Raw genomic sequence first — 26,498 nt, forward strand, 5'->3', positions numbered from 1 at the left:
ACTACTTCTCCGTCTTCTTTTCCGCGGGTGCGGTGAGTTCGGGCCGGCCGGGCTGCTCGCCGCCGCGCTCCTTGATGTACGTCTCGGTGGGGACCATCACCTTGCGGCGGAACACGCAGACCAGCGTGCCGTCCTGCTTGTAGCCCTTGGTCTCGACGTAGACGATCCCGCGGTCCGACTTGGACCGGGAGGGCGTCTTGTCGAGGACCGTGGTCTCGCCGTAGATCGTGTCGCCGTGGAAGGTCGGCGCCACGTGCTTCAGCGACTCGACCTCCAGGTTGGCGATCGCCTTGCCCGAGACGTCCGGCACGGACATGCCGAGGAGCAGCGAGTAGATGTAGTTCCCGACGACGACGTTCTTGCCGAAATCGGTCGTCTTCTCCGCATAGTTGCTGTCCATGTGGAGCGGGTGGTGGTTCATGGTCAGCAGGCAGAAGAGGTGGTCGTCGTACTCCGTGACCGTCTTGCCGGGCCAGTGCTTGTAGACCGCCCCGACCTCGAACTCCTCGTAGGTGCGTCCGAACTGCATGGTGCTCAGGCCTCCGGGGCTTCGAACGTGGTCGTGCGCTGCATGCCGGCGGCCCGGCCCTTGCCCGAGATGACCAGCGCCATCTTGCGGCTGGCCTCGTCGATCATCTCGTCGCCGAGCATCGCGGAGCCCTTCTTGCCGCCGGCCTCGGACGTGTAGTAGTCGTACGCGTCCAGGATCAGCTCGGCGTGGTCGAAGTCCTCCTGAGAGGGGGAGAAGATCTCGTTGGAGGCCTCCACCTGACCCGGGTGGAGCACCCACTTGCCGTCGAAGCCGAGGGCGGCGGCGCGCTGGGCGACCGCGCGGTAGCCGTCGATGTTGCGGATCTGCAGGTAGGGACCGTCGATCGCCTGGAGGTTGTTGGCGCGCGCGGCCATCAGGATCTTCATCAGGATGTAGTGGTAGGCGTCCGCCGGGTAGCCGGGCGGCTGCTCGCCGACGACCAGCGACTTCATGTTGATCGACGCCATGAAGTCGGCCGGGCCGAAGATGATCGTCTCCACGCGCTGCGAGGCGGTGGCGATCTCGTTGACGTTGTTCAGGCCCTGGGCGTTCTCGATCTGCGCCTCGATGCCGATCTTGCCGACCTCGAAGCCCATCGTCTTCTCGATCTGCGTCAGCAGCAGGTCGAGGGCGACGACCTGCTCGGCCGTCTGGACCTTCGGCAGCATGATGCAGTCGAGGTTCTGCCCCGCGCCCTCGACGACCGTGACGACATCGCGGTACGTCCACTCGGTGGTCCAGTCGTTGACGCGCACGACCCGCGTCTTGCCGGTCCAGTCGCCCTCGTTGAGGAACTTGACGATGGTGTGCCGGGCGTCGGGCTTGGCCAGCGGCGCGCACGCGTCCTCCAGGTCGAGGAAGACCTGGTCCGCGGGGAGCCCCTGGGCCTTCTCCAGGAAACGCGGGTTGCTGCCCGGTACGGCCAGACAGGAGCGCCGCGGACGAAGGCGGTTGACCTGGGGAACAGGGCTGGTCATGCGGGGACCTCCAGGGGGTCGAGCTTGTTCGCTTTCCGGATCTCGTCGACGATACGGCCGATGATTCCGGTGATGTCGAAGTCCTTCGGTGTGAAGACCGCGGCCACTCCCGCGGCCCGCAGCTGTTCGGCGTCGGCGTTCGGGATGATCCCGCCCGCGATCACCGGAATGTCGCCCGCGCCGGCCGTGCGCATCTTCTCCAGCACGTCCGGCACCAGCTGGGCGTGCGAGCCGGACAGGATGGACAGGCCGACGGCGTGCACGTCCTCGGCCACGGCCGCGTCCACGATCTGCTCCGGGGTGAGCCGGATGCCCTGGTAGACGACCTCGAACCCGGCGTCGCGGGCCCGCACGGCGATCTGCTCGGCGCCGTTGGAGTGCCCGTCAAGGCCCGGCTTGCCCACCAGGAACCGGAGGTTGCCGGCGCCGAGGTCCTTGGCGGTCAGCTCCACCTTGCGGCGCACCAGCGCGAGCGCCGTGCCCTCCTCGGCGGTGACCGCGACGGGCGCCGACGAGACACCGGTCGGGGCGCGGAACTCGCCGAACACCTCGCGCAGCGCCCCGGCCCATTCGCCGGTCGTGACACCGGCGCGGGCGCACTCCAGGGTGGCCTCCATGAGGTTGGCGGTGCCCTTCGCGGCCTCCTTCAGCCGCTCCAGCGCCTTGCACGGGCGCGGGTGGTTGAAGGGCGGCTGGTAGCGCGTGTCGCGCCAGTTCTGCAGTGCGGAGATCACCCGGGCCTCGACCGCGGGGTCGACCGTCTGGATCGCCGCGTCGAGGTCGGCCGTGAGCGGGTTCGGCTCGGTCGACTCGTAGATGTTGACGCCGACGATCTTGTCGGTGCCGCCCTCTATCCGGGCCCGGCGCTCGGCGTGCGAGGAGACGAGCTGCGACTTCAGATAGCCGGACTCGACGGCGGCCATCGCCCCGCCCATCTCCTCGATCCGGTCGATCTCGGCCAGCGACTCCTCGACGAGGGCCGCCACCTTGGCCTCGATGACGTGCGAGCCCTCGAAGATGTCCTCGTACTCCAGCAGGTCGCTCTCGTGCGCCAGCACCTGCTGGATGCGCAGCGACCACTGCTGGTCCCATGGGCGGGGCAGGCCCAACGCCTCGTTCCAGGCGGGCAGTTGGACGGCACGTGCGCGGGCGTCCTTGGAGAGGGTGACGGCCAGCATCTCCAGCACGATGCGCTGGACGTTGTTCTCCGGCTGCGCCTCGGTCAGGCCGAGGGAGTTGACCTGGACCCCGTACCTGAAACGCCGCTGCTTGGGGTTCTCGATGCCGTACCGCTCGCGCGTGATCTCGTCCCAGATCCGCCCGAACGCCCGCATCTTGCACATCTCCTCGATGAAGCGGACGCCCGCGTTCACGAAGAAGGAGATACGGGCCACGACCTCGCCCCTGCGGTCCTCGGCGATCTGCCCGGACGCGAACACCGCGTCCAGGACGGCGATCGCGGTGGACATCGCGTACGCGATCTCCTGGACCGGTGTGGCGCCCGCCTCCTGCAGGTGGTAGCTGCAGATGTTGATCGGGTTCCACTTGGGGATGTGGTTGACCGTGTACGTGATCATGTCCGTCGTGAGACGGAGGGAGGGCACCGGCGGGAAGACGTGCGTCCCCCGCGACAGGTACTCCTTCACGATGTCGTTCTGGGTCGTCCCCTGGAGCTGGGTGATGTCGGCGCCCTGTTCCTCGGCGACGACCTGATAGAGCGCCAGCATCCACATGGCGGTGGCGTTGATGGTCATCGAGGTGTTCATCTGCTCCAGGGGGATGTCCTGGAACAGCCGCCGCATGTCACCGAGGTGCGAGACCGGCACGCCGACCCGGCCGACCTCGCCGCGGGCGAGGATGTGGTCGGGGTCGTAGCCGGTCTGCGTCGGCAGGTCGAAGGCCACGGAGAGCCCCGTCTGCCCCTTGGCGAGGTTGCGCCGGTACAACTCGTTGGACGCCTCGGCGGTGGAGTGGCCGGCATACGTGCGCATGAGCCACGGCCGGTCCTTCACCCTCTCCGCCTGGGCGGTCTGACGCTCTGTCATGGGTGGACCTCAGACGTTCCGGAAGCGGTTGATGGCGTCGATGTGCTGGGCGCGCTTCTCCTCGTCGCGCACGCCCAGGCCCTCCTGGGGTGCCAGCGCGAGCACGCCGACCTTGCCCTGGTGGAGGTTGCGGTGCACGTCGTAGGCGGCCTGCCCGGTCTCCTCCAGGGAGTAGACCTTGGAGAGCGTGGGGTGGATCTTGCCCTTGGCCACGAGGCGGTTGGCCTCCCAGGCCTCGCGGTAGTTCGCGAAGTGCGAGCCGATGATCCGCTTCAGCGACATCCACAGGTAGCGGTTGTCGTACTCGTGGTTGTAGCCCGAGGTCGAGGCACACGTGACGATGGTGCCGCCCTTGCGGGTGACGTACACCGAGGCGCCGAAGGTCTCGCGGCCCGGGTGCTCGAAGACGATGTCCACGTCCTCGCCGCCGGTGAGCTCGCGGATGCGCTTGCCGAAGCGCTTCCACTCCTTGGGGTCCTGGTTGTGCTCGTCCTTCCAGAACCTGTAGTCCTCGGCGTTGCGGTCGATGATCGCCTCGGCGCCCATCTTCCGGCAGATCTCCGCCTTCTGGTCACTGGAGACGACACAGATGGGGTTGGCGCCGCCGGCGAGCGCGAACTGCGTGGCGTACGAGCCGAGTCCGCCGCTCGCGCCCCAGATGAGCACGTTGTCGCCCTGCTTCATGCCGGCGCCGTTGCGGGAGACCAGCTGCCGGTAGGCGGTGGAGTTCACCAGTCCGGGAGCCGCGGCCTCCTCCCAGCTCAGGTGGTCCGGCTTGGGCATGAGCTGGTTGGACTTGACGAGCGCGATCTCGGCGAGGCCGCCGAAGTTGGTCTCGAAGCCCCAGATGCGCTGCTCGGGGTCGAGCATCGTGTCGTTGTGGCCGTCGGAGGACTCCAGCTCGACGGACAGGCAGTGCGCGACGACCTCGTCGCCGGGCTTCCAGGAGTTGACTCCCGGGCCGGTGCGCAGGACGACGCCCGCGAGGTCCGAGCCGATGATGTGGTAAGGCAGGTCGTGGCGCTTGCTGAGCTCGCTGAGGCGCCCGTAGCGCTCCAGGAAGCCGAAGGTCGACACCGGCTCGAAGATCGACGTCCAGACCGAGTTGTAGTTCACGGAGGACGCCATCACGGCGACCAGGGCCTCGCCCGGTCCGAGCTCCGGCACCGGCACGTCGTCCAGGTGGATCGACTTGCGGGGGTCCTTGTCGCGGCTGCTGAGCCCGTCGAACATCTCCGTCTCGTCCTTGTGCACGGTGATCGCGCGGTAGGACTCGGGGAGCGGAAGTGCGGCGAAGTCGGCGGACGTGGCGGTCCGCGACTGAATCGCGTCCAGGATTTCCTTCACGGTGTTGCCTCCGGCGATACGCGTTCTGAGGGGGAACGCTGAGGGTTACGTCGGTGCTACTGCTGAGGGGTTTGCCGTCGGTTCGGCGGAGGTGGTGCTGTGGCAGCGCTGTGGTTGGCGCAGGAGGTTGCCTGTGACGCAGGCGTCCGGGCGCGCAGGCCATGGGGCTTGCGGGGACAGCCGGCGTACGAATGGTCTCTGCACGCCGGCCGCCCGGACTCCTTCAACGTATGGCACGCCGTGTCACGTGGCAAGGCACGGAGTGCCATAAGTTGCGCTCAGATGAAATCTTTACGTAACACGTGAGCGATGATCGATCAGATCGGTCCGCAAAACACTCAAACCGGGGCACAAAAAACGCCGGACGCGCTCGAAGTGAGCGTGTCCGGCGCGTGGTCGGAGAAGTGGGCCGTCCATGGACGGCGGGGCGCTACGACCGTTCCTTGAGTGCCTGCTCGATGGTGCGCATGACCTGGTCCAGCGGAGCGTCCACGCGGGCCACGGTCACCAGCACGTCCCCCTCCGTGAAGGACGACGCCGGCGCCGGTCGCGGCGCGGTCTCCCGTCCCGCGCCGATTCCGGTACCGAAGGTCTTGCGGACGATGGCGAACGCGTGGTCCAGCTGCGTCTCCACGTCACCCTGGCCGCCGGCCCGCAGCCAGCGCCGCAGGACGTGGTTGTGGGCCGTCACCACGGCCGACGCGGCGACCTCGGCGAGCAGCGGATCGTCGTTGGCGTCGTCGTCGTGCGCGTGCTCGTCGAAGTGGCCCAGCAGGTAGCGGGTGAAGAGGCGCTCGTAGCGGGCCACCGAGGCGATCTCGGCCTCGCGCAGTGTCGGTACCTCGCGCGTCAGCTTGTAGCGCGAGACCGAGATCTCCGGCTGGGCCGCGTACATCTTCATGACTTCCTTGATGCCGCGGCACACGGTGTCGAGCGGATGCTCGTGCGCGGGCGCCGCGTTGAGCACCGCCTCGGCCCGGATCAGGGTGTCGTCGTGATCGGGGAAGATCGCCTCTTCCTTGGAGCGGAAGTGGCGGAAGAAGGTGCGGCGGGCCACCCCGGCCTGGGCCGCGATCTCGTCGACGGTGGTCGCCTCGTACCCCTTGGCCGCGAACAGCTCCATGGCCGCGGCCGCCAGCTCGCGGCGCATCTTGAGGCGTTGGGCCGCCGCGCGGCTGCCCGCGGCGCTCTCCGGCGCGTCGGGCGTGGCTGGTGTACGTGAGGACCTGGCGGGCTGGGACATGCCCCGAACGTACTGCATGTGCGCGGGAGAGCGCGCATGTCCGGGGATCCCCCCGCCCAGGAGGGGCGGGGGGTGTCCGGCGGGGCCCAGCAGGCCGCCCCAGTCGGCGTCGTCGGTGAGCCGGTCGCCCGGACGCTCAGCGGCGGGCATATTCGCGGAAGCCGCGGCCCGTCTTGCGGCCGAGGCAGCCCGCGGCCACCAGGTGCTCCAGGAGCGGCGCGGGGGCGAGTCCCGGGTCGCGGAACTCGCGGTGCAGGACCTTCTCGATGGCCAGCGAGACATCGAGCCCGACCACGTCGAGCAGTTCGAAGGGCCCCATCGGGTAGCCGCCGCCCAGCTTCATCGCCGCGTCGATGTCGTCGAGCGAGGCGTAGTGCTCCTGCACCATCTTGATCGCGTTGTTCAGGTACGGGAAGAGCAGCGCGTTCACGATGAAGCCGGCCCGGTCACCGCAGTCCACCGGGTGCTTGCGGATCTTCGCGCAGACCTCGCGCACGGTGGCGTGCACGTCGTCCGCGGTCAGCACGGTCCGCACGACCTCGACGAGCTTCATCGCCGGGGCCGGGTTGAAGAAGTGCATGCCGATCACGTCCTGCGGGCGCGAGGTGGCGCGGGCGCAGGCGACGACGGGCAGCGAGGAGGTGGTGGTGGCGAGGATCGCGCCGGGCTTGCAGACCTTGTCGAACGTGCCGAACAGCTGCTGCTTGATCTCCAGGTCCTCGGCGACCGCCTCCAGGGCCAGATCGACCTCGGCGAAGTCGTCGTAACTGCCGGTCGGCGTGATCAGCTCCAGGGTCCGCGCCGCCGCCTCGGCCGTCATCCGGCCCTTGTCGACGGAACGGGCCAGCGACTTGCCGATGCGGGCCTTCGCGGTCTGCGCCTTCTCCTCGGTACGGGCCGCGAGGACGACCTCGTACCCGGCCTTCGCGAAGACCTCCGCGATACCGGAGGCCATCGTGCCGGAGCCGGCGACCCCGACCGAGCGGATCGTACGGCCCGGTGCCAGGACGGCGCCGTCCAGCGGCGTCAGCGCGTCCCGCACGACGGCGTCGCTGCCCGGGGCGTCGTACGAGTAGAAGCCGCGGCCGGACTTGCGCCCGGTCAGGCCCGCCTCGCTGAGCTGCTTGAGGATGGGAGCGGGGGCGTGCAGCCGGTCGTGCGACTCGGAGTACATCGCTTCCAGGACGGTCCGCGCGGTGTCCACGCCGATCAGGTCGAGCAGCGCGAGCGGGCCCATGGGCAGCCCGCAGCCGAGCTTCATCGCCGCGTCGATGTCCTCGCGGGAGGCGTACTTCGCCTCGTACATCGCGGCCGCCTGGTTGAGGTAGCCGAACAGCAGCCCGTCGGCGACGAAACCGGGGCGGTCGCCGACCGCGACCGGCTCCTTGCCGAGTTCGAGCGCCAGGTCGGTGACGGCGGCGACGGCCGTCGGCGCGGTCAGCACCGAGGAGACGACCTCGACGAGCTTCATCGCCGGCGCCGGGTTGAAGAAGTGCAGACCGAGCACACGCTCGGGGCGGGCCGAGTCGGCGGCGAGCCGCGTCACGGACAGCGCGTTGGTGCCCGTCGCGAGGATCGTCTCGGGCCGCACGATGGCGTCGAGGGCGCGGAAGACCTGCTGCTTGATGTCGTACGACTCCGGGGTCACCTCGATGACGAGGTCGGCGTCGGCGGCGGCGGCGAGGTCGGTGAAGGTGCGGAAGCGGGCGAGGGCGTCCGTGCGCTCCGCGTCGCTCATGTGCTCGCGGCGAACGGCGCGGGCGGTGGAGGTTTCGAGGGTGGCCACGGCCTGGGAGGCCGCGGCTTCGCTGATGTCGATGCCGATGACGTCACGGCCGGCGCGGGCCAGGACTTCGGCGATGCCGGTGCCCATGGTGCCGAGGCCGATGACGGCGACGGTCTTCAGCGGGGACAGAGGGGTGTCGGACAGGGGAGCGGCCATCGCGGGACTCCTGGAAGAGGTGACGACTGAGGAGCGCACGCGGGTACGCCGACAGGCGCACACCGTGCGGAGGTTGCGGGTGTTTCCGGGCTGACGAGCGCACACGCCCGGTGCCGTCCCGAAGCGCCGACGAACGGGCGCCCACGGGCGGTGAAAGCCGACCGGCCCTGTCCCGGAGCCATGTCGCACTGAGGTACCTGAAGTACCGAACCGACTGCTCTCGCGGCGGCTGCGTCACCAGGCCACCGTGAGGTTAGACGCGAGTGGGTAACTCGCTCTTCTGAGCTTAACTCGCCGGTAACGAGCGCGCCAGTCCCCGACTTTGTGATGTACGTCCCCGCACCTCATGGGCTTGCCTAAGCTCGATCCATGGACGAAGAGTTGCGATCACTCACGGAGCGTTTGCGGACCGAGGCCGGGTCCGGGGCCGTGGCGGCGTTCGAACGTCTTGCGGTGACCGAGGACCCCGAAGTGCTGGCCGCGGCGCTGACCGAGCCCGGACAGCCGCTCTGGGCCCGGGAGTTGGTCGCCTTCCGGCTCGGCACGGCCGGGGACCGGCGGGCCTTCGAGGCGCTCGTCCTGCTCCTCAACCACCGCGATCCGCAGCGCTGCGCGTCCGCCGCGCACGCACTTGCCCGGCTCGGCGACCCGCGCACGGCCCGCGCCGCCGCGGCGCTCGCCACGAACGAGCTGCGGATCGCGTACGCGCTCCAGCCCGTACGGCTGCTGGTCGAACTGCGCGCACCCGAAGCCGTGCCCGCGCTGATCACCACGCTGGAACGCCGGTTGCGCCCGCACGACCCGTACCGCAGGGTCGCCGTCGCCTGCGCGGAAGGCCTGGGCGTCCTGGGCGACCCCCGCGCGCGAGCGGTCCTGAACGAAGCGCTGGCCCATCCGGCGCTCGCGGAGACGGCCGTGCGCGCCCTGACCCGGCTGCCCGGGGAAGAGGTCTAGGCGCGGCCGCCCGTACGTCCGCTCAGTCGAGCCCGGTGCCGGTCAGTACGCGGGCGTACCGGACCTCGGGTATCTCCACTCCGGCCGCCTCGAAGGGCTCCTCGGCGCCGTCGGGGCGGAAACCGGCCCGTTCGTAGAAGCGGCGGGCCCGGACGTTGTCCTTGAGGACCCACAGCAGCATGCGCTCGTGCCCGGCCGCGGCACAGCGGTCCGCGGACTCCCGCAGCAGGGCGCGCCCGACACCCCGGCCCAACAGGTCGGGATGCACGTAGATGGCGTACAACTCGACCTCCCCGGAGCGGACTTCGCCGTCCCGGTGCGGTCCGTGGCAGGCCCAGCCGGCCACGACACCATCGCGCTCCGCGACCAGGTGCACGATGCCGCCGTCGCCCTGTTCGAGGTTGCTGCGGCGGCGCGCCGCGTCCTCGGCGGCGCTGAGCCCGTCCAGGTACGACTGCGGAATCAGGCCCTTGTACGCGCTCTGCCAGCCGCGCACCCGGATCTCGGCCACGCGCGGACAGTCGTCGAGGGTCATCCCGCGAACCCACAGCCCGCTCACGCGCCGACCACGGCGTACGCCTCGACCTCCATCAGGAACTCGGGACGGATCAGCGCGGCGACCTGGACCGCCGAGGCGGCGGGAAGACGGTCCGCGGGTATGTGGGCGGCGCGGGCGGCCCGGATCGCGGGCATGTGTGCCATGTCGGTGACGAAGAAGGTGAGTTTGACGACGTCGTCGAAGGTGGCGTCCGCCGCCGCCAGGCACCGGCGCAGGTTCTCGAACACCTGGCGGGCCTGCGCCTCGGCGTCACCCTCGCCGACGAGATTGCCGTCCTCGTCCAGGGGGAGCTGGCCCGACACCGCGACGAAGCGGCCCGTGCCCGTCACGACGTGGGAGTACGCGGCGGCGGGGGCGAGCCCGTCGGGGGCGGGGATGCGTGTCGGCCTGCTCATGGGTCCATGGTGGACCACGGGTCCGACAACGCCCCCGACGGGCTCGCTCCGGGGGAGGTTCAGCCCCGGTAGCCGAGCAGTCCGTGCAGCGTCGAACCCCGCGACGAGGTGGACGCCGCCTTCATGGTCAGTGGCTTCGGGTCGGGCAGTGTCCTGCACACCGCGTCGGCCTCGCCGCTGCCGTGCGGCACCTTGCCGTCGGTCAGGTAGGCCGCCAGGTACTTGTCCAGGCAGGCGTTGCCGCTCAGCGTGATGCCGTGGTTCCCGCCGCCCTGCTCGACGACCAGGCTGGAGCCGCGCAGCTGGTGATGGACGGTGACGCCCCCCTCGTAGGGAGTGGCCGCGTCGTTCGTCGCCTGGAACAGCAGGGTCGGCGGCAGGCGGCGGTTGGAGATGTCCACAGGCCGGAGCGAGTCCGTGGGCCAGAACGCGCACGGCGCGTTGTACCAGGCGTTGTTCCAGGCCATGAACGGCGCCTTGTCGTACACCGCCCAGTTGTCCTCGCGCCACTGGCGCCAGTCGCGTGGCCAGGAAGCGTCACGGCACTGCACCGACGTATAGACGCTGTAGCCGTTGTCGCCCGAGGCGTCGACGGCGCCGAAGTTGTCGTAGGCCTCGACGAGCGCGTCCGAGTCCTTGCCGTTCACATACGACGCGAACGCCTCGGCGAGGTAGGGCCAGTAGCCGTTGTAGTAGCCGCCCGGGATGAAGGTGTCCTCCAGTTCGGAGGCGCCCACCTTCTCCTGCGCGGGGTTCTTGGCGAGTGCCGCGCGCATCGCGTACCACTTGGCCTCGACCTTGGCCGGGTCGGTGCCGAGTTTGTAGGCCGCGTTGTTCTTGGCGACCCACGCCAGGAACGCCAGATGGCGGTCGTTGAAGGCGTAGTCCTGACTCAGGTTGTCGTCGTACCACACACCGGTGGGGTCGACGATGGAGTCCAGGACCAGTCGGCGGACCCGCTGCGGGTAGAGCTTGGCGTACACGGCGCCCAGGTAGGTGCCGTACGAGTAGCCGAAGTAGTTGATCTTCCTGGCGCCGAGCGCGCCGCGGATCGCGTCCATGTCGCGGACCGCGCTCACCGTGTCCATGTACGGCAGCAGGTTCGCGTACTTCTTGCCGCACGCCTGGGCGAAGGCCTTGGCGCGGCTGAGGTTGGCCTTCTCGATCGCCCGGGTGCTCGGGACGGTGTCGGGACGGACGGGCTTGAAGTGCCCCGGCTTGCAGTCCAGCGCGGGCTTGCTCGCGCCGACGCCGCGTGGGTCGAAACCGATGACGTCGTACTGCGCCGCCACGGCCTTGGGCAGCGTGGAGGCGACGAATCCGGCCAGCGTCAACCCGCTGCCGCCGGGACCGCCAGGGTTGACCAGCAGCGGCCCCTGGTACGTCTTCGCGGTGTGCGGGACGCGCGACAGGGCGAGGGTGATCCGCTCGCTGTAGGGGTTCGTGTGGTCCAGCGGCACCTTGAGAGACGCGCATTGGAGCGTCGGATAGTCACTGGTACCGCACTTTTTCCAGCTGGGCCTCGCGGTCGGGGTGGAGGTGGAGGTGGAGGTGGTGCGCGGTGCGGCAGCGGAGCCGGCGCTCGCGTCGGCGGGGATCGAGGTGATCATCCCGGCCAGCACGGCGGCCGCCCCGCACAGAGCAGCTGCGCGTTTCTTCACAAGGCCTCCCAGGACGGAGGATTTCGAGCCGTGCACGCCACGGCCTTCGCCGTATCGTCCCGGACGGGGGTCCCGGAAGAACGCGTTACGGCAAGACTCGACCCGATTGGATCGCGTGATGCGCTCGGATGCCGTCAGAGCCACTCCCGGCGGCCGTCACGCATGCGACGCCTTCGTAAACGCGTGCGACGGCCCGCTGCGACGGATCGTCGTGACGGCCCGCTGCGACGGATCGTCGTGACGGCTTGTCAGAGCAGCGTCAGCTGAGTCGGTCCGGGGGTGGTGGACGCCGGCGATGCCGTGTGCGCCGGGGGGACCGCGGGCTCGGGGGCGGCGATCCGGCGCGGCGTACCCGCGCGCGCGGGACCGATGCCGTACTCCTGTGCCAGCTCATGGACCTGACGGGTGATCCGGCGCTGGTACCACTTCGGGGCGTAGGCGCCCTCCGCGTACAGCCGCTCGTAGCGCGGTACGAGGTGGGGGTGGTGGCGCTCCAGCCAGGCCATGAACCACTCGCGGGCGCCGGGCCGCAGGTGCAGCACCAGCGGGGTCACCGAGGTCGCCCCCGAGGCCGCGACGGCGCGTACGGTGGCGCGCAGCTGGGAGGGGTGGTCGCCCAGGAAGGGGATCACGGGGGCCATCAGGACCCCGCAGCCGATGCCGTGGTCCGTCAGGACGCGGACGACGTCCAGGCGGCGCTCCGGGGCCGGCGTACCCGGCTCGACGGTGCGCCACAGCTCGTTGTCGGTGAAGCCCACGGAGACCGAGATCCCGACGTCGGTGACCTCGGACGCCTGCCTCAGGAGATCGAGGTCGCGCAGGACGAGCGTGCCCTTCGTCAGGATCGAGAAGGGGTTCGCGTGGTCACGCAGCGCCGCGATGATGCCCGGCATGAGCGCGTACCGGCCCTCCGCGCGCTGGTAGCAGTCGACGTTGGTGCCCATCGCGATGTGCTCGCCGTGCCAGCGGCGCGAGCCGAGCTGGCGGCGCAGCAGCTCCGGGGCGTTGACCTTCACGACGATCTGCGAGTCGAAGTCGAGTCCGGTGTCGAGGTCCAGATAGCTGTGCGTCTTGCGGGCGAAACAGTAGACACACGCGTGCGTGCAGCCCCGATAGGGATTCACCGTCCACTCGAAGGGCATGCGGGACGCCCCCGGCACCCGGTTCACGATCGACCGGGCCCGGACCTCGTGGAACGTGATTCCTCTGAACTCGGGACTGTCGAACGTCCGTGTCGTCACCGCGTCCGCACCGAACAGGGCGGCGTCCCGGGCGGGGCCCCCGGCGGGTTCCGCGGTCAGGTTCTCCCAGCGCATGGTGCCTCCTCGATAGCACTGGACAGAGAATAGAACACATGTTCCCTTGATCGTGCGACCCCGTTTCCCGCGGCCTCCCGTCGGTGCCGCCCACACGCCGCGGGCACCCCGATTTGGGCGGCCGGGGCGCCGGGTGGTTGGCTGACCGCACACCCCCGAGGAACCAATTGCTGGAGGAAGTGCCATGGCGCAGGTCGAAGCGACGACGGAGCGGGTCATCGCGGCGGACGCGGAGGCGGTGTTCGACGCCCTGGCCGACTACAGCGGCACGCGCCCGAAGCTGCTGCCCGAGCACTTCAGCGAGTACGAGGTGCGCGAGGGCGGCGACGGCGAGGGCACCCTCGTCCACTGGAAGCTCCAGGCCACCAGCAAGCGCGTCCGTGACTGCCTGCTGGAGGTGAGCGAGCCCACCGACGGCGAGCTCGTCGAGAAGGACCGCAACTCCTCCATGGTCACCACCTGGCGGGTCACCCCGGCCGGCGAGGGCAGGTCGCGCGTCGTGGTCACCAGCGTGTGGAACGGCGCGGGCGGCATCGGCGGCTTCTTCGAGAGGACCTTCGCGCCCAAGGGACTCGGCCGCATCTACGACGCCCTGCTCGCCAACCTCGCGACGCAGACCGAGAAGTAGACCCGGAGGCCCGGAACCTCGGAGGCCCGGAACCTCGGACAGGTGACTACCGGGGGCCGAGGTGCGGCCCCCGGGCGGCGACTTGGCGGGCGCGCCCGCCAAAAGGCCGTGTCCGAGGGCGTGTTGTGCCCTCACCGGTTCGGGTGGATCTCCCTCTCGCGCGACGGTACGCCGTAACTCGTCACGCTAGGCCCGTTCGGGGTACGCCGCCGGGATCCCGATCTGTGGCACGGTGCAGCACCCCGACGGCACCGCCGTGGCGCGCGCCGCGCTCACCCTCATCGACATCGGGGGACAGCAGATCGGACGGGGCGTCAGCCTTCCGTCCGGCCGCGCTACCGGTGAGCGTCCAGGCGGCCCGGGACCCTCATGCGGACAAACGTCACCGACACTCACCCATGCACGCCCGAACACCCTCACGCGCAGTCAAAGGGCAGCAGTTGCCAACCCTCACCACCGGCCCTGACGGAACGTTCCGGTTCATCGATCTGTCGTCCGGCGAGTACACCGTCATCGCGGCGGGCTATCCGCCGGTGGCCACCGTGCTCCAGGCCGCCGGTGGCGGCCGGACGGAACGGGACCTGCAACTCGGGCACGAGGACTGACCCAAGGTCACGCGCGATCACGGGTATGCGGTCCGGGTCGGCGGGCTGGGTGCGCGATGCGGGTACCCGGGCCGGGCCCACGGGCCGGGCGGACCGGAACAACAGGCGTCCCGAGGGGGCGTGCCGCGCGCCGGAGCCGCCCCCGCGGAGGTCAATTCCCCTATTGCCACACATCGCGACGGGCCGCCGCCGTACGGTAGTGGAGGCGGCACAGATCTTGCGGAGCCGTGGGGAGAGAGGGCCTGGGCCATGGACCGTGGCAGCGAAGTGGGCGCAGCTCCCAGCCGCGGAGCTGGGAACGGCGCGGTGGAGCACGCCGCCACCGGCCGCGTTCCGCTGGCCGTCGTCGTCGTGGATCGTGACGGGCTCGTCTCCCACTGGAGCAGCGGCGCGCGTCGTATGTTCGGCGCCCCCAGAGAGGAAGCCCTGGGCCGCCACGTCCTGGACCTGCTCCCCGTCTCCGGCGCGCTGCCCGAGGACACGGACGGGGCCCCCTTCGGGAGTTACGCGACGTACGACGGGCTCGGTCCCGGTCTGGAGTCCTCCCTGGACGGGCGGCTCTCCTACCCGGCCGCCGGACGCGCCAGGCTCACCGCCGCGGGTCCCGACCGGATCGACGTCCTGTGGTGGGCCTACCCCCTGGTCGGCCCCGGCAAGGAGCGGCTGCTCGTGCTCGCCGCCGACGCGGACGCGATGCGCCACGAGGACGACGACGTCTCCTTCGAGCGCATCGCGCCCGGCTTCGCGCTGCACACCGACTTCCCGGGCGCCGAGGAGCTCGCCCGCCGACTGCCCGAGATCCTGCCCAGCATGAGCGTCGGCGAGAGCGCCCGCATCGTTTCGCAGGTCCTTGAACTGGGTTATCCCGTACTGGAGTTCAGCCAGAACGACCGCGTGCCCGTCACCCCCGACTGGGGAGTGCCCAGGCGTGAGGAACGCAAGGCGCGCCGCGAGCGGGCGGCACGAGCGGCGGCCTCCGGCGTGCCCGTGACACAGTGCCTCCCGGACGACGAGGGCGAGGACCTCGAGTACGTCGCCGTGCGTGAGCGCCTTGAGTTCCTGAACGAGGTCAGTGGGCGCATCGGAACCTCCCTCGACCTGTCGCGGACCATCCTGGAGGTCAGCCGGGCCGTCGTGCCACGCTTCACGGACGTGGCGGGCACCTATCTGCGCGAGCAGGTCGTCGCCGGTGAGGGCTTTCCCGAAGGCGTGCCCGACACCACGACCATGTGGCACCGGGTAGCCCTGGAGCACACGGACGAACCCGGCCGCTGGGACGACGTCGTACCGGTCGGCGAGGCCATGCCCTTCCCGGCGCACACGCCGTTCTTCCAGTGCATGACCACCGGTGAGCCCGTCCTCGTGCCGCGCATCAGCGAGCAGATGGGGCACATGATCGCCGCGCAGTTCGAGAAGCGCGACATCAGGCCGCTCATCACCCACCGCTCCATGCTGGTCGTACCGCTCAAGGCCCGCAATGTGGTGCTCGGGTTCATGATCCTGCTGCGTCACCCGGAGCGCGTCGAGTTCAACGACATGGACCGGGTCACCGGCGCCGAACTGGCCGCCCGAGCGGGCCTGGTGCTGGACAACGCGCGCATGTACACGTACCAGGAGAGCGTCGCCGAGACCCTCCAGGACAGCATGCTGCCGACCATCGCGCCCCGGATGGCCGGCTGTGACATCGCCACCCGCTACCTGCCGGGAACGCTCCTCGGACGCGTCGGCGGCGACTGGTTCGACTCGGTGAAACTGCCCGGCTCGCGCACCGCCCTGGTCGTCGGAGACGTCATGGGCCACGGCCTCAACTCCGCGGCGATGATGGGCCAGTTGCGCACAGCCGTCCAGACCATGGCCGCGCTCGACCTGCCGCCCGCGCAGCTTCTGCGCAACCTCGACGACCTCGCCCAGCGCCTCGGCGACAACTACCTCGCGACCTGCCTGTACGCCGTCTACGACCCGATCGCCGGAGAGCTGCACATCGCCAACGCGGGCCACATCCCGCCGGTGCTGGTCCGCGCCGGGGACGGCCGCAGTGAGCTGCTCGATCTGCCGACCGGAGCGCCCATCGGGGTCGGCGGAGTGCCGTTCGAGGCGGTCCGCGTGCGGGTGGACCCCGGCGACCGGCTCGTGATGTGCACCGACGGGCTGGTCGAGGTGCGCGGCGAGGACATCGGTGTAGGTCTCGCCACCCTCTGCGAATCCGCCGCCCACCCGGCCGCCTCCATGGACCACGCCTGCGACACCATCATCCGCGCGCTCAACACCCGCGGCGGGCGCAAGGACGATGTCGCCCTGCTGATGGCCCGGCTCAACGGAATCGAGTCGGAGGACGTCGCCGTATGGCGCCTCGCGCCCGATCCGGTCGAGGTCGGCAGGGCGCGCGCCGTGATCCGCGAACAACTGCACGTGTGGGGTCTGTCCGGCCTCGCAGACATCACCGAACTGATGGTCGGCGAGCTCGTCACCAACGTCATTCGGCATGCGCAAAGCCGCCGGATCGAGCTGCGGCTCGTTCGCGGTGACGTCCTGCTGTGCGAGGTGGAGGACGACGACCACACGCTTCCGATACTGGTCAGCGCGGGTCCCGGCGACGAGTTCGGGCGAGGTCTGCGGCTGGTCAGCGCGTTGTCCCGCGAGTGGGGGGCCAGCCGCACGGGCGCGGGCAAGACCGTGTGGTTCGAACTGACGCTTCCGCGAAGCTGAGTCGATCCCCCGAAGCCGACTTCGTCCGGAGAAACCGTCACGCTCGCCCGGCGGACGGTTCGTTTCGGTGCCGCGCACACGTTCCCGTGGTGCGGACCCGCTCCCGTGCCGCGCAACCCGCTCCCGTGGTGCGCACACGTTCCCGTGGTGCGGACCCGCGTCGGTGGTGCGGACCCGCGTCCGTGGCGGCCGATCGGCGGGCGGCGGACTCGGCGTGTGAAGGCGTACGGGGTTCGAATGAGCGGTGAAGGAACGCGCCGTCCGCTTGTCGCCGCACGCCGGGCGCGATAGACCGATCGGGCCCGTCGGGTCCCGGCGGGCGCGGTCGCGACCCCGGGAGCGGGTATGAGCGTGAGCAGTCGGTACAGAGGGGCCTGGGAGGGCTTCTGGCGCGAGGCCCCCGGCGAACAGGGCGGGGTCTTCTGGGACGCCGCGCCGGCGCTCACGGCCGCGGTCCACCTCGCCCTCTTCGAGCCGCGCTTGACGGCACCCGACCTGCCCCTCGTGGACGTCGGCTGCGGCAACGGCACCCAGACCCGCTTCCTGGCCGACCGTTTCCCGCAGGTCGTCGGTACCGATCTCGCGCCGGCGGCGCTCGACCACGCCCGCACCGCCGACCCGGCGGGCCGGGCCCGGTACCGGCTGCTCGACGCGGCCGACAGGACCGAGGCCGAGGCGCTGCACACGGAGCTCGGCGACGCCAACGTCTATATGCGGGGCGTGTTCCACCAGGCCGAGCCGGACGACAGGCAGCCGCTGGCGGACGGGCTGGCCACGCTGCTGGGGGAGCGGGGCATGGTCTTCCTGGTCGAGCTCGCGGAGGCCGCGGGGCCGCTCCTGCGGGGGCTGGCCCAGAGCCCGGACGGCCCTCCGGCCAAGCTGGCCCCGGTCTTCCGGCACGGCATCGCCCCGGGCGAGGTCGCGGACGCGGCTGTCCCCGAGTACCTGCGCCGGGCGGGCCTCATGGTCCTCGCGAGCGGTGAGCTTCCGCTCGTCACGACCGAGCACACGTCCGACGGCACCCCCATAGAACTCCCTTCGCGGTGGCTGGTGGCCGGACGCTCCGGGTGACATCAGTGGTCTGGACCGGTGAGAGTTGTCCACAGGCTCTGCCGGGCCCAGGCCGAAGCGCGTACGGTTTCGGGCATGAAGATCCTCATCAGCGCCGACATGGAAGGCGCCACGGGTGTGACCTGGCCGGCCGACGTGCTGCCGGGGACTCCCCAGTGGGAGCGGTGCCGCGCGCTGTTCACCTCGGACGTGAACGCGGCGGTGCTCGGCTTCTTCGACGGCGGCGCCGACGAGGTGCTGATCAACGAAGCTCATTGGACCATGCGGAACCTGCTGCTGGAGAGGCTCGACGAGAGAGCGGAGATGCTCACCGGGCGGCACAAGTCGCTGTCCATGGTCGAGGGTGTGCAGCACGACGACGTGGACGGCGTCGCGTTCGTCGGCTACCACGCGGGTGCGGGCATGGAGGGCGTCCTCGCGCACACCTATCTGGCGAACTCCATCACGGGCGTGTGGGTCAACGACACAAGGGCCAGCGAAGGGCTGCTCAACGCCCATGTCGTCGCGGAGTACGGCGTGCCGGTGGTGCTGGTGACCGGCGACGACGTGGCGTGCGAGGACGCCCTGGGGTACGCGCCGGAGGCGCTGAAGGTCGCGGTGAAGGACCATGTCTCGCGGTACGCGGCCGTGTGCCGCACACCGGCCAGGACCGCCGCGGACATCCGGGCCGCGGCCAAGGAGGCGGCGGCGCTGGCGGTGCGGCACGATCCGGTCGTCGGCGGCCCGTTCACCATCGCCCTGGAGTTCGACGCCGAGCACCTGGCGATGGCCGCCACCGTGGTGCCGGGAGTCGGCCGTGTCGGCGAGCGCAAGATCGCGTACACCAGCGGCACGATGTACGAGGGGATTCGGACCTTCAAGGCGGTCACCACGATCGTCTCGGCCGCGGTGGAGGAGCAGTATGGCTGACGCACTGGCACTCGAAGAGGTCGTCCGGTTCACCTCCGACCTCATCAGGATCGACACGACCAACCGGGGCGGCGGAGACTGCCAGGAGCGCCCGGCCGCCGAGTACGCCGCCGCGCGACTGGCCGAAGCGGGCCTCGAACCCACCCTTCTGGAGCGCACGAAGGGCCGGACGAACGTCGTCGCCCGGCTGGAGGGCACCGACCCGTCCGCCGCCGCACTGCTCGTCCACGGTCATCTGGACGTGGTGCCCGCCCAGGCCGAGGAGTGGAGCGTCGACCCGTTCTCCGGAGAGATCCGCGACGGCGTCGTCTGGGGACGCGGCGCGGTCGACATGAAGAACATGGACGCGATGATCCTCGCCGTCGTCCGGTCCTGGGCGCGCGAGGGCGTACGGCCCCGGCGCGACGTGGTCATCGCCTTCACCGCCGACGAGGAGGCGAGCGCCGAGGACGGCTCGGGCTTCCTCGCCGACGAGCACCCCGGACTCTTCGAGGGCTGCACCGAGGGCATCAGCGAGTCGGGGGCGTTCACCTTCCACGACGGCAGTGGCCGGCAGTTGTATCCGATCGCCGCGGGCGAGCGCGGCACCGGCTGGCTCAAGCTCACCGCGCGGGGACGGGCGGGCCACGGCTCCAAGGTGAACCGGAGCAACGCGGTGACCCGCCTCGCCGGCGCGATCACCCGTATCGGCGCCCACGAGTGGCCGCTGCGCATCACCCCGACCGTGCGGGCCGCCCTGACCGAACTCGCCGCCCTGTACGGCGTGGACGGGGGCCTGGACGACGTGGACGCCCTGCTGCGCAAGCTCGGCCCGGCCGCCGCGCTCGTCGAGCCGACCGTCCGCAACAGCGCCAACCCGACCGTGCTGAGCGCCGGTTACAAGATCAACGTGATTCCGGGGGAGGCCGTCGCGTACGTGGACGGCAGATATCTGCCCGGCGGCGAGGACGAGTTCCGTTCGACACTGGACCGGCTCACCGGGCCCGACGTGGAGTGGGAGTTCCATCACCACGAGGTGGCCCTCCAGGCGCCGCTGGACACGCCGACGTACGCGAGGATGCGAGCGGCCGTCGAGGAGTTCGCACCGGAGGGCCATGTCGTGCCGTACTGCATGTCGGGCGGCACGGACGCCAAGCAGTTCTCCCGCCTCGGCATCACCGGCTACGGCTTCGCGCCGCTGAAGCTCCCGGAGGGCTTCGACTACCAGGCACTGTTCCACGGAGTCGACGAGCGCGTCCCGGTCGGGGCGCTCCACTTCGGCGTCCGCGTTCTCGACCGCTTTCTGCGTACGGCCTAGGGGGACGAGATGCAGACCACGCCATACGGTTCATGGCCCTCGCCGATCGACGCGACGCTCGCCGCCGCGCACGACGGGCATCCCGAGTTCGTCGGCTTCGTCGGCGACGAGGCATGGTGGACCGAGCCCCGGCCGGCCGAGGACGGGCGGCGCACCCTGGTCCGGCGGAGGGCGGACGGCACCGAGGAGCCGGTGCTCCCGGCCCCCTGGAACGTGCGCAGTCGCGTCATGGAGTACGGCGGCAACCCCTGGGCGGGGGCCATGCGCCCCGAGGGCCCGCTGGTCGTCTTCGTCAACTTCGCCGACCAGCGCCTCTACCGCTGCGAACCCGGCGGGGAACCGCTCCCGTTGACCCCCCTCTCACCGGTGGGAGGCGGACTGCGCTGGGTGGACCCGCAGCTACGGGTGGAGCGCGCCGAAGTGTGGTGTGTCATGGAGGAGTTCACCGGGGACGGACCCACCGACCTGCGCCGGGCCGTCGTCGCGGTGCCGCTGGACGGATCGGCGGCGTACGACCGGGACGCCGTGCGGGAGCTGTCCGACGGACGGCACCGGTTCGTCACCGGGCCCCGTCTCTCGCCCGACGGCCGGCAGGTGGCCTGGATCGCCTGGGACCACCCCCGGATGCCGTGGGACGGCACCGAGGTGATCCTCGCGGACGTCACCGAGGACGGCACACTGTCCACCCCGCGCCCCGTCGCGGGGGGCCCGGAGGAGTCCGTCGCGCAGGCCGACTGGGCGGCCGACGGCACGCTGCTCTACGTCAGCGACCGCAGCGGCTGGTGGAACCTCCACCGTCTCGGCGCGGACGGCGAGGCGATCGCGGTCTGCCCGCGCGAGGAGGAGTTCGGCGGTCCCCTCTGGAGGGTCGGACAGCGCTGGTTCGCGCCTCTGGACACCGGCCTGGTCGCCGTCGTCCACGGCCGGGGTGCCACCGCGCTCGGGATTCTGGACGTCGAGACCGGCGAGCTCGTCGACACGGCCGGCCCCTGGACCGAGTTCGCGTCGACGCTCGCCGCGTACGGCAGCAGGGTCGTGGGCGTCGGAGCCAGTCCCCGCAGCGCACACGAGGTCGTCGAACTGGACGCCAGTACCGGGCGGGCCCGGGTGATCGGCGCCGCGCACGACGACCCGGTCGACCCCGCGTACTACCCGGAACCCCGGATCCGCACCTTCACCGGCCCCGCCGGACGCGAGGTGCACGCGCACATCTACCCGCCGCACCACCCCGGCCACGTAGGCCTCGGCGACGAACTCCCGCCGTACGTCGTATGGGTCCACGGCGGGCCCACCAGCCGGTCGCCGCTCGTTCTCGACCTGGAGATCGCCTACTTCACCTCACGCGGAATCGGCGTGGCCGAGGTCAATTACGGCGGATCGACCGGCTACGGACGGGAGTACCGCAACCTGCTGCGCGAACAGTGGGGAATCGTCGACGTCGAGGACTGCGCGGCGGTCGCGCTCGCACTCGCCGAAGAGGGCACAGCCGACCGGCGGCGGCTCGCGATCCGCGGCGGCAGCGCGGGCGGCTGGACCGCCGCCGCCTCACTGGCCACCACCGACGTCTACGCCTGCGGCACGATCCTCTATCCCGTCATCGATCTCACCGAATGGGCCTCGGGCGAGACCCACGACTTCGAGTCGCAGTACCTGGAATCGCTGGTCGGTCCGATCGCCGAGGTACCGGGCCGGTACGCGGAGCGGTCGCCGTCCACGCACGCCGACCGGATCACCGCGCCCTTCCTGCTGCTCCAAGGACTTGACGACGCCGTCTGCCCGCCCGTGCAGTGCGAACGTTTCCTGGCCCGTATCGAGGAGCGGGGCCGCCGTGTCCCGCACGCCTACATCGCCTTCGAGGGGGAGGGGCACGGCTTCCGGCGCGCCGAGACGATGGTGTGCGCCCTGGAGTCCGAACTCTCCCTGTACGCCCAGGTCCTCGCACTGGACCCGCCCGGCATCCCCACGCTGGAGCTGTCCAAGTGAGGCCGCCGCCCGCCGGGGAGCGGACCGGGCGGAGTCCTTCGAGAGACCCGGCGCGACACGACCGCGGCCGGACGAACCATCAGGAACTGGAGCAGCACGAGTGACCCGAACGACCGCACCGATCACCGCCCTGACCCGCCCCTCACGGCTCGCCGCCGGGGCCAGGGTCGCGGTCGTCGCGCCCAGCGGACCCGTCCCCGAGGAGCGACTGGAGGCCGGCCTCGACATCCTCCGCGGCTGGGACCTCGACCCGGTGGTGGCCCCTCATGTCCTGGACCGGCACGCCGAGTTCGGCTACCTGGCGGGGACGGACGCGGACCGGGCCGCCGATTTCCAGGCGGCCTGGTGCGACCCGGACGTGGCCGCGGTGCTGTGCGCCCGAGGCGGTTACGGCGCGCAGCGCATGACCGACCTGCTCGACTGGGACGCCCTCCGGGCCGCGGGCCCCAAGATCCTCCTCGGCTTCAGCGACATCACCGCACTGCACGAGGCGTTCGCCGTGCGGGTGGGGCTCGCCACCCTGCACGGGCCGATGGTCGCATCCGTCGACTTCCTGAAGAGCGCCCGCACGCAGGAGCATCTGCGGGCGACCCTCTTCGAACCCGAGTCGGTACGGACCATCGCCTCCGGCGAAGCCGTCCCGCTCGTGCCAGGGAAGGCCCGCGGTGTCACCCTCGGCGGCTGCGCGAGTCTGCTGGCCGCTGAAGTCGGCACACCGCACGCCCGCGCCTTTGCCCGGGGCGGGCTGCTCCTGATCGAGGACATCGGCGAGGAGGCCTACCGGCTGGACCGGATCCTGACCCAACTGCTGCGCACCGGCTGGCTCGACGGGGTGACCGGGATCGCGCTCGGCTCATGGGTGGACTGCGGACCGTACGACGGACTGCGCGCGGTGTTCGCCGACCGGCTCGGCAGGCTCGGCGTTCCGGTCGTCGAGAACTTCGGGTTCGGGCACGCCGAGGGGGCTCTGACGATGCCGTTCGGCGTCCGCGCCGAACTCGACGCGGACGCGGGCACACTGACACTGGACGAGCCGGCGCTGCTCTGACGGAACGGGCGCCTCCCATTGAGGGTCGCGCCCCCTTCGCGATCCTTCGCGCCCCTTCGCGGCCGTGAGCCGTCCACGGTCGTGCCTCGCTCACGGTCGTGCCTCGCTCGCCGTCATGTCGGGCACGCGCCCGCCTCGGCCACGGTTCGTCGCGGCCCCGGTCACGACGGTCACCGGGGCGACGGGGTCACGGGGACGCGGGGGCGCGGGGTCACCCCGGAGGATGCTCCCGCCGCGCGTACCGGCGTCTTCTGGATCATGCTGAGCCCATGAGCCGGAAGACCTCGAAGAACGCCGGTACGAGCGGCGGCAAGGGCACCCGCGAAGGGCCGATGACGCCGGCCAGGGTCGCCGTCCTCGTCCTGGCCGTCCTCGCCCTGGTCTTCATCTTCGAGAACACCCGCAGCACCAGGATCCGGCTGCTCATCCCCGAGGTGATCATGCCGCTCTGGGTGGCGCTGCTCGCCACGGCGGTGATCGGCGCGGTGTGCGGCGCGTACGCCGCGAGACGCAGACGCTGAAGATCCTGCTCGCGTAAGGTGACGGGATGCCTCAGATCGTCGGCTGCCTCGCCGAGGGCCCCCGCGTGGGCCTACGGCAGTTCACCCTCGAGGACGGTGCGGAGTTCACCGCGCGGGCCAGGGAGAGCAAGAGCCTCCACCAGCCGTGGCTCTTCCCGCCCTGCAGCGTCGACGCCTACGCCGTCTACGCGGGGCGGCTCATCGAGGACCCGACCAAGGCCGGGTTCCTCGTCTGTGAACGGGACGGCGGAGGGATCGCCGGTTTCATCAACATCAACAACATCGTCGAGGGCGGGTTCCTCTGCGGAGCCCTCGGCTACGGCGCCTTCGCGCACGCCGCCGGGCGCGGGCTGATGGCCGAGGGACTCGGCCTCGTCGTGCGGTACGCCTTCGGCGAGATGGGACTGCACCGGCTGGAGATCAACGTGCAGCCGGGCAACGCGGCGTCGATCGCACTCGCCCGGAGCTGCGGCTTCCGCCTCGAAGGCTTCTCGCCGGCCTTCATCCACATCGACGGCGCCTGGCGGGACCACGAGCGGTGGGCGATCACATCGGAGATGGTCGAACCCCGCTGACGGCCGCCCGTGGACGGGTGCGGGTGAGCGCCGCTGAGGCGGGAGCGCTCCTCGCGGACCCGGCGGCCGGCGCCTTTGCGGAATCCTGACCCGATTCTGACGAGCGGACACCCTGGTCAGCAGGCCGATGAGCATGTTCCATGGTCATCGTGACGACGATCCGACGTGACGTACTGACCCTCCCGGCGGCGGAATTGGGCCCGGGCAACCCGCTGCCGCCCCTGCGGACCCTCGACGAGATGCACACCATCGACGACCGCGACCGCGTCGGCCTGCCGGGCGACATGGCCCGGCAGATCGGGTACGAGCCGCTGCGCAGCTTGCTGCCGGAGCGGATACGGGACGGCTATGAGCGAGAACGGCCGCTCCGCGAACTCGACACGATCGTGATCGAGAACGACCGGCTGCGCGCCACCGTGCTGCCCGGGTACGGGGGCCGCATCGTCTCGCTCTTCCACAAGCCCACCGAAACGGAACTGCTCTACACCAACCCGGTGCTCCAGCCGGCCTGCTTCGCCCTCAACGGCGCCTGGTTCTCCGGCGGCATCGAATGGAACATCGGCGCCACCGGGCACACCACCCTGTCGTGCTCACCCGTCCACGCCGCCCGCGTTCCCGCCCCCGACGGCGGCGAGATGCTGCGCCTGTGGGAGTGGGAACGACTGCGCGACCTCCCCTTCCAGGTCGACCTGTGGCTGCCGGACGGCTCCGACTTCCTGTACGTCGGCGTCCGCGTCCGCAATCCTCACGAGAAGCCCGCCCCGCTGTACTGGTGGTCCAACATCGCGGTCCCCGAGGAGCGCCGGGTGCTCGCCCCGGCCGAGGAGGCCTATCACTTCGGCTACGAGCGCCGGCTCCGCCGGGTGCCCGTGCCGACGTACGACGGGATCGACCGTACGTACCCGCTCAACAGCACCTTCCCCGCCGACTACTTCTACGAGGTGCCCGACGGGCGGCGCCGCTGGATCGCCGCGGTCGACGACGCGGGCGCGGGGCTGGTCCAGACGTCCACCGGTGCCCTGCGCGGGCGCAAGCTGTTCGTCTGGGGCTCGGGGCCCGGCGGGCGCCGCTGGCAGGAATGGCTCACCGAGCCGGGGACCGGCGGGTACTGCGAGATCCAGGCCGGACTCGCCCGCACCCAACTCGAACACGTACGGCTCGAAGCCGAGAGCGATGTCTCCTGGCTGGAGGCGTACGGTCCGTTGTCCGTGAGCGCGGAGACGGCGCTCGGGGCGGACTGGGAGGCCGCGCGGGCGGACGTCGAGGGCAGGCTGGACAGCGTCCTCTCCCGGGACACCGTCGACGCCGCGTACGCCGCCTGGCTGCCGCACGCCGACACGGATCCCGGCGAGATCCTCGCCGCCGGATCCGGCTGGGGAGCACTCGAAGTGCTGCGCGCCGCCCACAAGTTGCCCGGTACGCCCTTCGACGAGAGCACGCTGGGCGAGGATCAGGCGCCGTGGCGGGAGCTGCTGCGCTCCGGCGCGTTCCCGGAGCCCCGGCGGGTCGGGCCGCCCGGTGAGACGCTGGTGGCCTCGCACTGGCGCGACATGCTGGAGACGGCACCCGCGGCGCCGATCGCCGAGTACCACCTCGGAGTCGCCCAGTGGCATGCCGGTGACTTCGCCCAGGCCGTGCGGAGTTGGGAGCGTGCACTCGAACTCGCCCCGTCTCTCTGGCCGTTGCTCCGCTGCCTCGCCGTCGCCGACCAGGAGGCCGGCAACCACGAGCGCGCCGCCGACCGTTACGCCGAAGCCTTCGAGGACCTGTGCCGGGAGCGCCGCGACGACGGGGAACGGTGGACCGCGGCGACCGCCGCGCTCGGCCGGGAGGCCATCGAGGCGCTGCTGACGGCTCGTCGCCCGGCGGACGCGCGTGCCGTGTGGGAACGGCTGCGCCCGGCGACCCGGGACCGTGGCCGGTTCCGCCTCGTCGAGGCCGAACTGCTGCTCGCCGAAGGCCGCCGTGAGGACGCACGGGCGATCTTCGACGCGGGCTTCGAGGTCGCCGACCTGCGGGAGGGCGCGGAGACGATCGACCGGCTGTGGTCCCGGCTGAGCGACGAGCCGCTGCCGACGCGCTACGACTTCCGCATGCGGCCGGCGTCCACGCACTGAACCTGCCGCGCTCACGACCTCGGGTGTCCCACCGCACCGTGCGGCGGGACACCCGACGTCCGTCGTG

The 26,498-nt window shown here is 70.9% G+C and carries 21 protein-coding genes and 1 pseudogene; 12 read left to right on the forward strand and 10 right to left on the reverse strand.

All coding sequences use genetic code 11. The features are described 5' to 3' along the window. Nucleotide 1 precedes the first annotated feature (1 nt). The 6 genes from ACFYW8_RS26445 to ACFYW8_RS26470 form a co-directional block, all read right to left on the reverse strand. Nucleotides 2-529, reverse strand: a complete 528-nt coding sequence (locus tag ACFYW8_RS26445) for a MaoC family dehydratase (protein ID WP_261705053.1) — start codon at nucleotides 527-529, stop codon at nucleotides 2-4. A 5-nt stretch (nucleotides 530-534) separates the two neighbouring features. Beyond that, nucleotides 535-1,509, reverse strand: a complete 975-nt coding sequence (locus ACFYW8_RS26450; protein WP_365882031.1) for a CoA ester lyase — start codon at nucleotides 1,507-1,509, stop codon at nucleotides 535-537. Next, nucleotides 1,506-3,554, reverse strand: coding sequence for a protein meaA (locus tag ACFYW8_RS26455; RefSeq protein WP_365882033.1), 2,049 nt, complete (start codon nucleotides 3,552-3,554; stop codon nucleotides 1,506-1,508). Before ACFYW8_RS26455 ends, ACFYW8_RS26450 begins: the two co-directional genes overlap by 4 nt. A gap of 9 nt (nucleotides 3,555-3,563) precedes the next feature. After that, nucleotides 3,564-4,901, reverse strand: a complete 1,338-nt coding sequence (gene ccrA / locus ACFYW8_RS26460) for a crotonyl-CoA carboxylase/reductase (RefSeq protein ID WP_389080865.1) — start codon at nucleotides 4,899-4,901, stop codon at nucleotides 3,564-3,566. Between the two features lie 430 nt (nucleotides 4,902-5,331). Then, a complete protein-coding gene (locus ACFYW8_RS26465) occupies nucleotides 5,332-6,144 on the reverse strand; it encodes a TetR family transcriptional regulator (RefSeq protein ID WP_261705049.1) in 813 nt (270 codons plus the stop codon). A 136-nt stretch (nucleotides 6,145-6,280) separates the two neighbouring features. Then, a complete protein-coding gene (locus ACFYW8_RS26470; RefSeq protein WP_365882037.1) occupies nucleotides 6,281-8,086 on the reverse strand; it encodes a 3-hydroxyacyl-CoA dehydrogenase family protein in 1,806 nt (601 codons plus the stop codon). Nucleotides 8,087-8,455: 369 nt separating this feature from the next. Between ACFYW8_RS26470 and ACFYW8_RS26475 the strand changes: the two genes are divergently transcribed. Continuing rightward, nucleotides 8,456-9,040, forward strand: coding sequence for an adenylosuccinate lyase (locus ACFYW8_RS26475; protein WP_389080874.1), 585 nt, complete (start codon nucleotides 8,456-8,458; stop codon nucleotides 9,038-9,040). Between the two features lie 22 nt (nucleotides 9,041-9,062). On the opposite strand, the gene ACFYW8_RS26480 is transcribed toward ACFYW8_RS26475, so the two are convergent. The 4 genes from ACFYW8_RS26480 to ACFYW8_RS26495 all read right to left on the reverse strand — a co-directional run bounded on the left by ACFYW8_RS26480 (nucleotide 9,063) and on the right by ACFYW8_RS26495 (nucleotide 12,971). Continuing rightward, entirely contained in the window at nucleotides 9,063-9,575 is a 513-nt protein-coding gene (locus tag ACFYW8_RS26480; RefSeq protein ID WP_389080878.1) for a GNAT family N-acetyltransferase, read from the reverse strand. A 20-nt stretch (nucleotides 9,576-9,595) separates the two neighbouring features. Further along, complete coding sequence (locus ACFYW8_RS26485) at nucleotides 9,596-9,994, reverse strand: RidA family protein (protein WP_365882044.1); 399 nt, start codon at nucleotides 9,992-9,994, stop codon at nucleotides 9,596-9,598. 59 nt (nucleotides 9,995-10,053) lie between these two features. Next, entirely contained in the window at nucleotides 10,054-11,655 is a 1,602-nt protein-coding gene (locus tag ACFYW8_RS26490) for an alpha/beta hydrolase (protein ID WP_389080886.1), read from the reverse strand. 248 nt (nucleotides 11,656-11,903) lie between these two features. Further along, a complete protein-coding gene (locus ACFYW8_RS26495; protein ID WP_389080891.1) occupies nucleotides 11,904-12,971 on the reverse strand; it encodes an Rv2578c family radical SAM protein in 1,068 nt (355 codons plus the stop codon). A gap of 184 nt (nucleotides 12,972-13,155) precedes the next feature. On the opposite strand from ACFYW8_RS26495, the gene ACFYW8_RS26500 reads away from it, so the two are divergent. From ACFYW8_RS26500 to ACFYW8_RS26550, 11 genes and pseudogenes are all read left to right on the forward strand, one after another. Continuing rightward, complete coding sequence (locus ACFYW8_RS26500) at nucleotides 13,156-13,599, forward strand: SRPBCC family protein (RefSeq protein ID WP_365872366.1); 444 nt, start codon at nucleotides 13,156-13,158, stop codon at nucleotides 13,597-13,599. Nucleotides 13,600-13,789: 190 nt separating this feature from the next. Further along, nucleotides 13,790-14,204, forward strand: a pseudogene (locus tag ACFYW8_RS26505) (MFS transporter); the annotation flags it as partial. Nucleotides 14,205-14,453: 249 nt separating this feature from the next. Continuing rightward, a complete protein-coding gene (locus ACFYW8_RS26510; protein ID WP_389080899.1) occupies nucleotides 14,454-16,910 on the forward strand; it encodes a SpoIIE family protein phosphatase in 2,457 nt (818 codons plus the stop codon). A gap of 345 nt (nucleotides 16,911-17,255) precedes the next feature. Beyond that, the gene (locus ACFYW8_RS26515) at nucleotides 17,256-17,981 is read left to right on the forward strand and encodes a class I SAM-dependent methyltransferase (protein ID WP_389080904.1); all 726 of its coding nucleotides are present in this window, start codon (nucleotides 17,256-17,258) and stop codon (nucleotides 17,979-17,981) included. A gap of 75 nt (nucleotides 17,982-18,056) precedes the next feature. Continuing rightward, on the forward strand, nucleotides 18,057-18,890 hold the full coding sequence (locus ACFYW8_RS26520) for a M55 family metallopeptidase (RefSeq protein WP_365872372.1): 834 nt from the start codon (nucleotides 18,057-18,059) through the stop codon (nucleotides 18,888-18,890). After that, complete coding sequence (locus tag ACFYW8_RS26525) at nucleotides 18,883-20,187, forward strand: M20/M25/M40 family metallo-hydrolase (RefSeq protein WP_389080912.1); 1,305 nt, start codon at nucleotides 18,883-18,885, stop codon at nucleotides 20,185-20,187. Before ACFYW8_RS26520 ends, ACFYW8_RS26525 begins: the two co-directional genes overlap by 8 nt. A 9-nt stretch (nucleotides 20,188-20,196) precedes the next feature. Beyond that, nucleotides 20,197-22,170 (forward strand): LpqB family beta-propeller domain-containing protein, encoded by a 1,974-nt coding sequence (locus tag ACFYW8_RS26530; protein ID WP_389080917.1) that lies wholly within the window; start codon nucleotides 20,197-20,199, stop codon nucleotides 22,168-22,170. Nucleotides 22,171-22,291: 121 nt separating this feature from the next. Beyond that, nucleotides 22,292-23,218 carry an LD-carboxypeptidase gene (locus ACFYW8_RS26535; protein ID WP_365872611.1) on the forward strand — a complete coding sequence of 309 codons (927 nt, stop codon included), beginning with the start codon at nucleotides 22,292-22,294 and terminating at the stop codon, nucleotides 23,216-23,218. A gap of 269 nt (nucleotides 23,219-23,487) precedes the next feature. Beyond that, nucleotides 23,488-23,739 carry a LapA family protein gene (locus ACFYW8_RS26540; protein WP_389080921.1) on the forward strand — a complete coding sequence of 84 codons (252 nt, stop codon included), beginning with the start codon at nucleotides 23,488-23,490 and terminating at the stop codon, nucleotides 23,737-23,739. A gap of 26 nt (nucleotides 23,740-23,765) precedes the next feature. Continuing rightward, complete coding sequence (locus ACFYW8_RS26545; RefSeq protein ID WP_365872380.1) at nucleotides 23,766-24,314, forward strand: GNAT family protein; 549 nt, start codon at nucleotides 23,766-23,768, stop codon at nucleotides 24,312-24,314. Nucleotides 24,315-24,454: 140 nt separating this feature from the next. Beyond that, the gene (locus tag ACFYW8_RS26550; protein WP_389080928.1) at nucleotides 24,455-26,431 is read left to right on the forward strand and encodes a DUF5107 domain-containing protein; all 1,977 of its coding nucleotides are present in this window, start codon (nucleotides 24,455-24,457) and stop codon (nucleotides 26,429-26,431) included. Nucleotides 26,432-26,498: the final 67 nt, after the last annotated feature.

The organism is Streptomyces sp. NPDC002742 (assembly GCF_042888885.1).
Taxonomy (GTDB): Bacteria; Actinomycetota; Actinomycetes; order Streptomycetales; family Streptomycetaceae; genus Streptomyces.

Coding starts and splice junctions, on each gene's coding strand:
- ACFYW8_RS26445 (WP_261705053.1), bottom strand. CDS start 529: ATGCAGTTCGGACGCACCTACGAGGAGTTCGAGGTCGGGGCGGTCTAC.
- ACFYW8_RS26510 (WP_389080899.1), top strand. CDS start 14,454: ATGGACCGTGGCAGCGAAGTGGGCGCAGCTCCCAGCCGCGGAGCTGGG.
- ACFYW8_RS26545 (WP_365872380.1), top strand. CDS start 23,766: ATGCCTCAGATCGTCGGCTGCCTCGCCGAGGGCCCCCGCGTGGGCCTA.
- ACFYW8_RS26540 (WP_389080921.1), top strand. CDS start 23,488: ATGAGCCGGAAGACCTCGAAGAACGCCGGTACGAGCGGCGGCAAGGGC.
- ACFYW8_RS26525 (WP_389080912.1), top strand. CDS start 18,883: ATGGCTGACGCACTGGCACTCGAAGAGGTCGTCCGGTTCACCTCCGAC.
- ACFYW8_RS26485 (WP_365882044.1), bottom strand. CDS start 9,994: ATGAGCAGGCCGACACGCATCCCCGCCCCCGACGGGCTCGCCCCCGCC.
- ACFYW8_RS26475 (WP_389080874.1), top strand. CDS start 8,456: ATGGACGAAGAGTTGCGATCACTCACGGAGCGTTTGCGGACCGAGGCC.
- ACFYW8_RS26465 (WP_261705049.1), bottom strand. CDS start 6,144: ATGTCCCAGCCCGCCAGGTCCTCACGTACACCAGCCACGCCCGACGCG.
- ACFYW8_RS26450 (WP_365882031.1), bottom strand. CDS start 1,509: ATGACCAGCCCTGTTCCCCAGGTCAACCGCCTTCGTCCGCGGCGCTCC.
- ACFYW8_RS26530 (WP_389080917.1), top strand. CDS start 20,197: ATGCAGACCACGCCATACGGTTCATGGCCCTCGCCGATCGACGCGACG.
- ACFYW8_RS26455 (WP_365882033.1), bottom strand. CDS start 3,554: ATGACAGAGCGTCAGACCGCCCAGGCGGAGAGGGTGAAGGACCGGCCG.
- ACFYW8_RS26520 (WP_365872372.1), top strand. CDS start 18,057: ATGAAGATCCTCATCAGCGCCGACATGGAAGGCGCCACGGGTGTGACC.
- ACFYW8_RS26500 (WP_365872366.1), top strand. CDS start 13,156: ATGGCGCAGGTCGAAGCGACGACGGAGCGGGTCATCGCGGCGGACGCG.
- ACFYW8_RS26515 (WP_389080904.1), top strand. CDS start 17,256: ATGAGCGTGAGCAGTCGGTACAGAGGGGCCTGGGAGGGCTTCTGGCGC.
- ACFYW8_RS26495 (WP_389080891.1), bottom strand. CDS start 12,971: ATGCGCTGGGAGAACCTGACCGCGGAACCCGCCGGGGGCCCCGCCCGG.
- ACFYW8_RS26550 (WP_389080928.1), top strand. CDS start 24,455: ATGGTCATCGTGACGACGATCCGACGTGACGTACTGACCCTCCCGGCG.
- ACFYW8_RS26470 (WP_365882037.1), bottom strand. CDS start 8,086: ATGGCCGCTCCCCTGTCCGACACCCCTCTGTCCCCGCTGAAGACCGTC.
- ACFYW8_RS26480 (WP_389080878.1), bottom strand. CDS start 9,575: ATGACCCTCGACGACTGTCCGCGCGTGGCCGAGATCCGGGTGCGCGGC.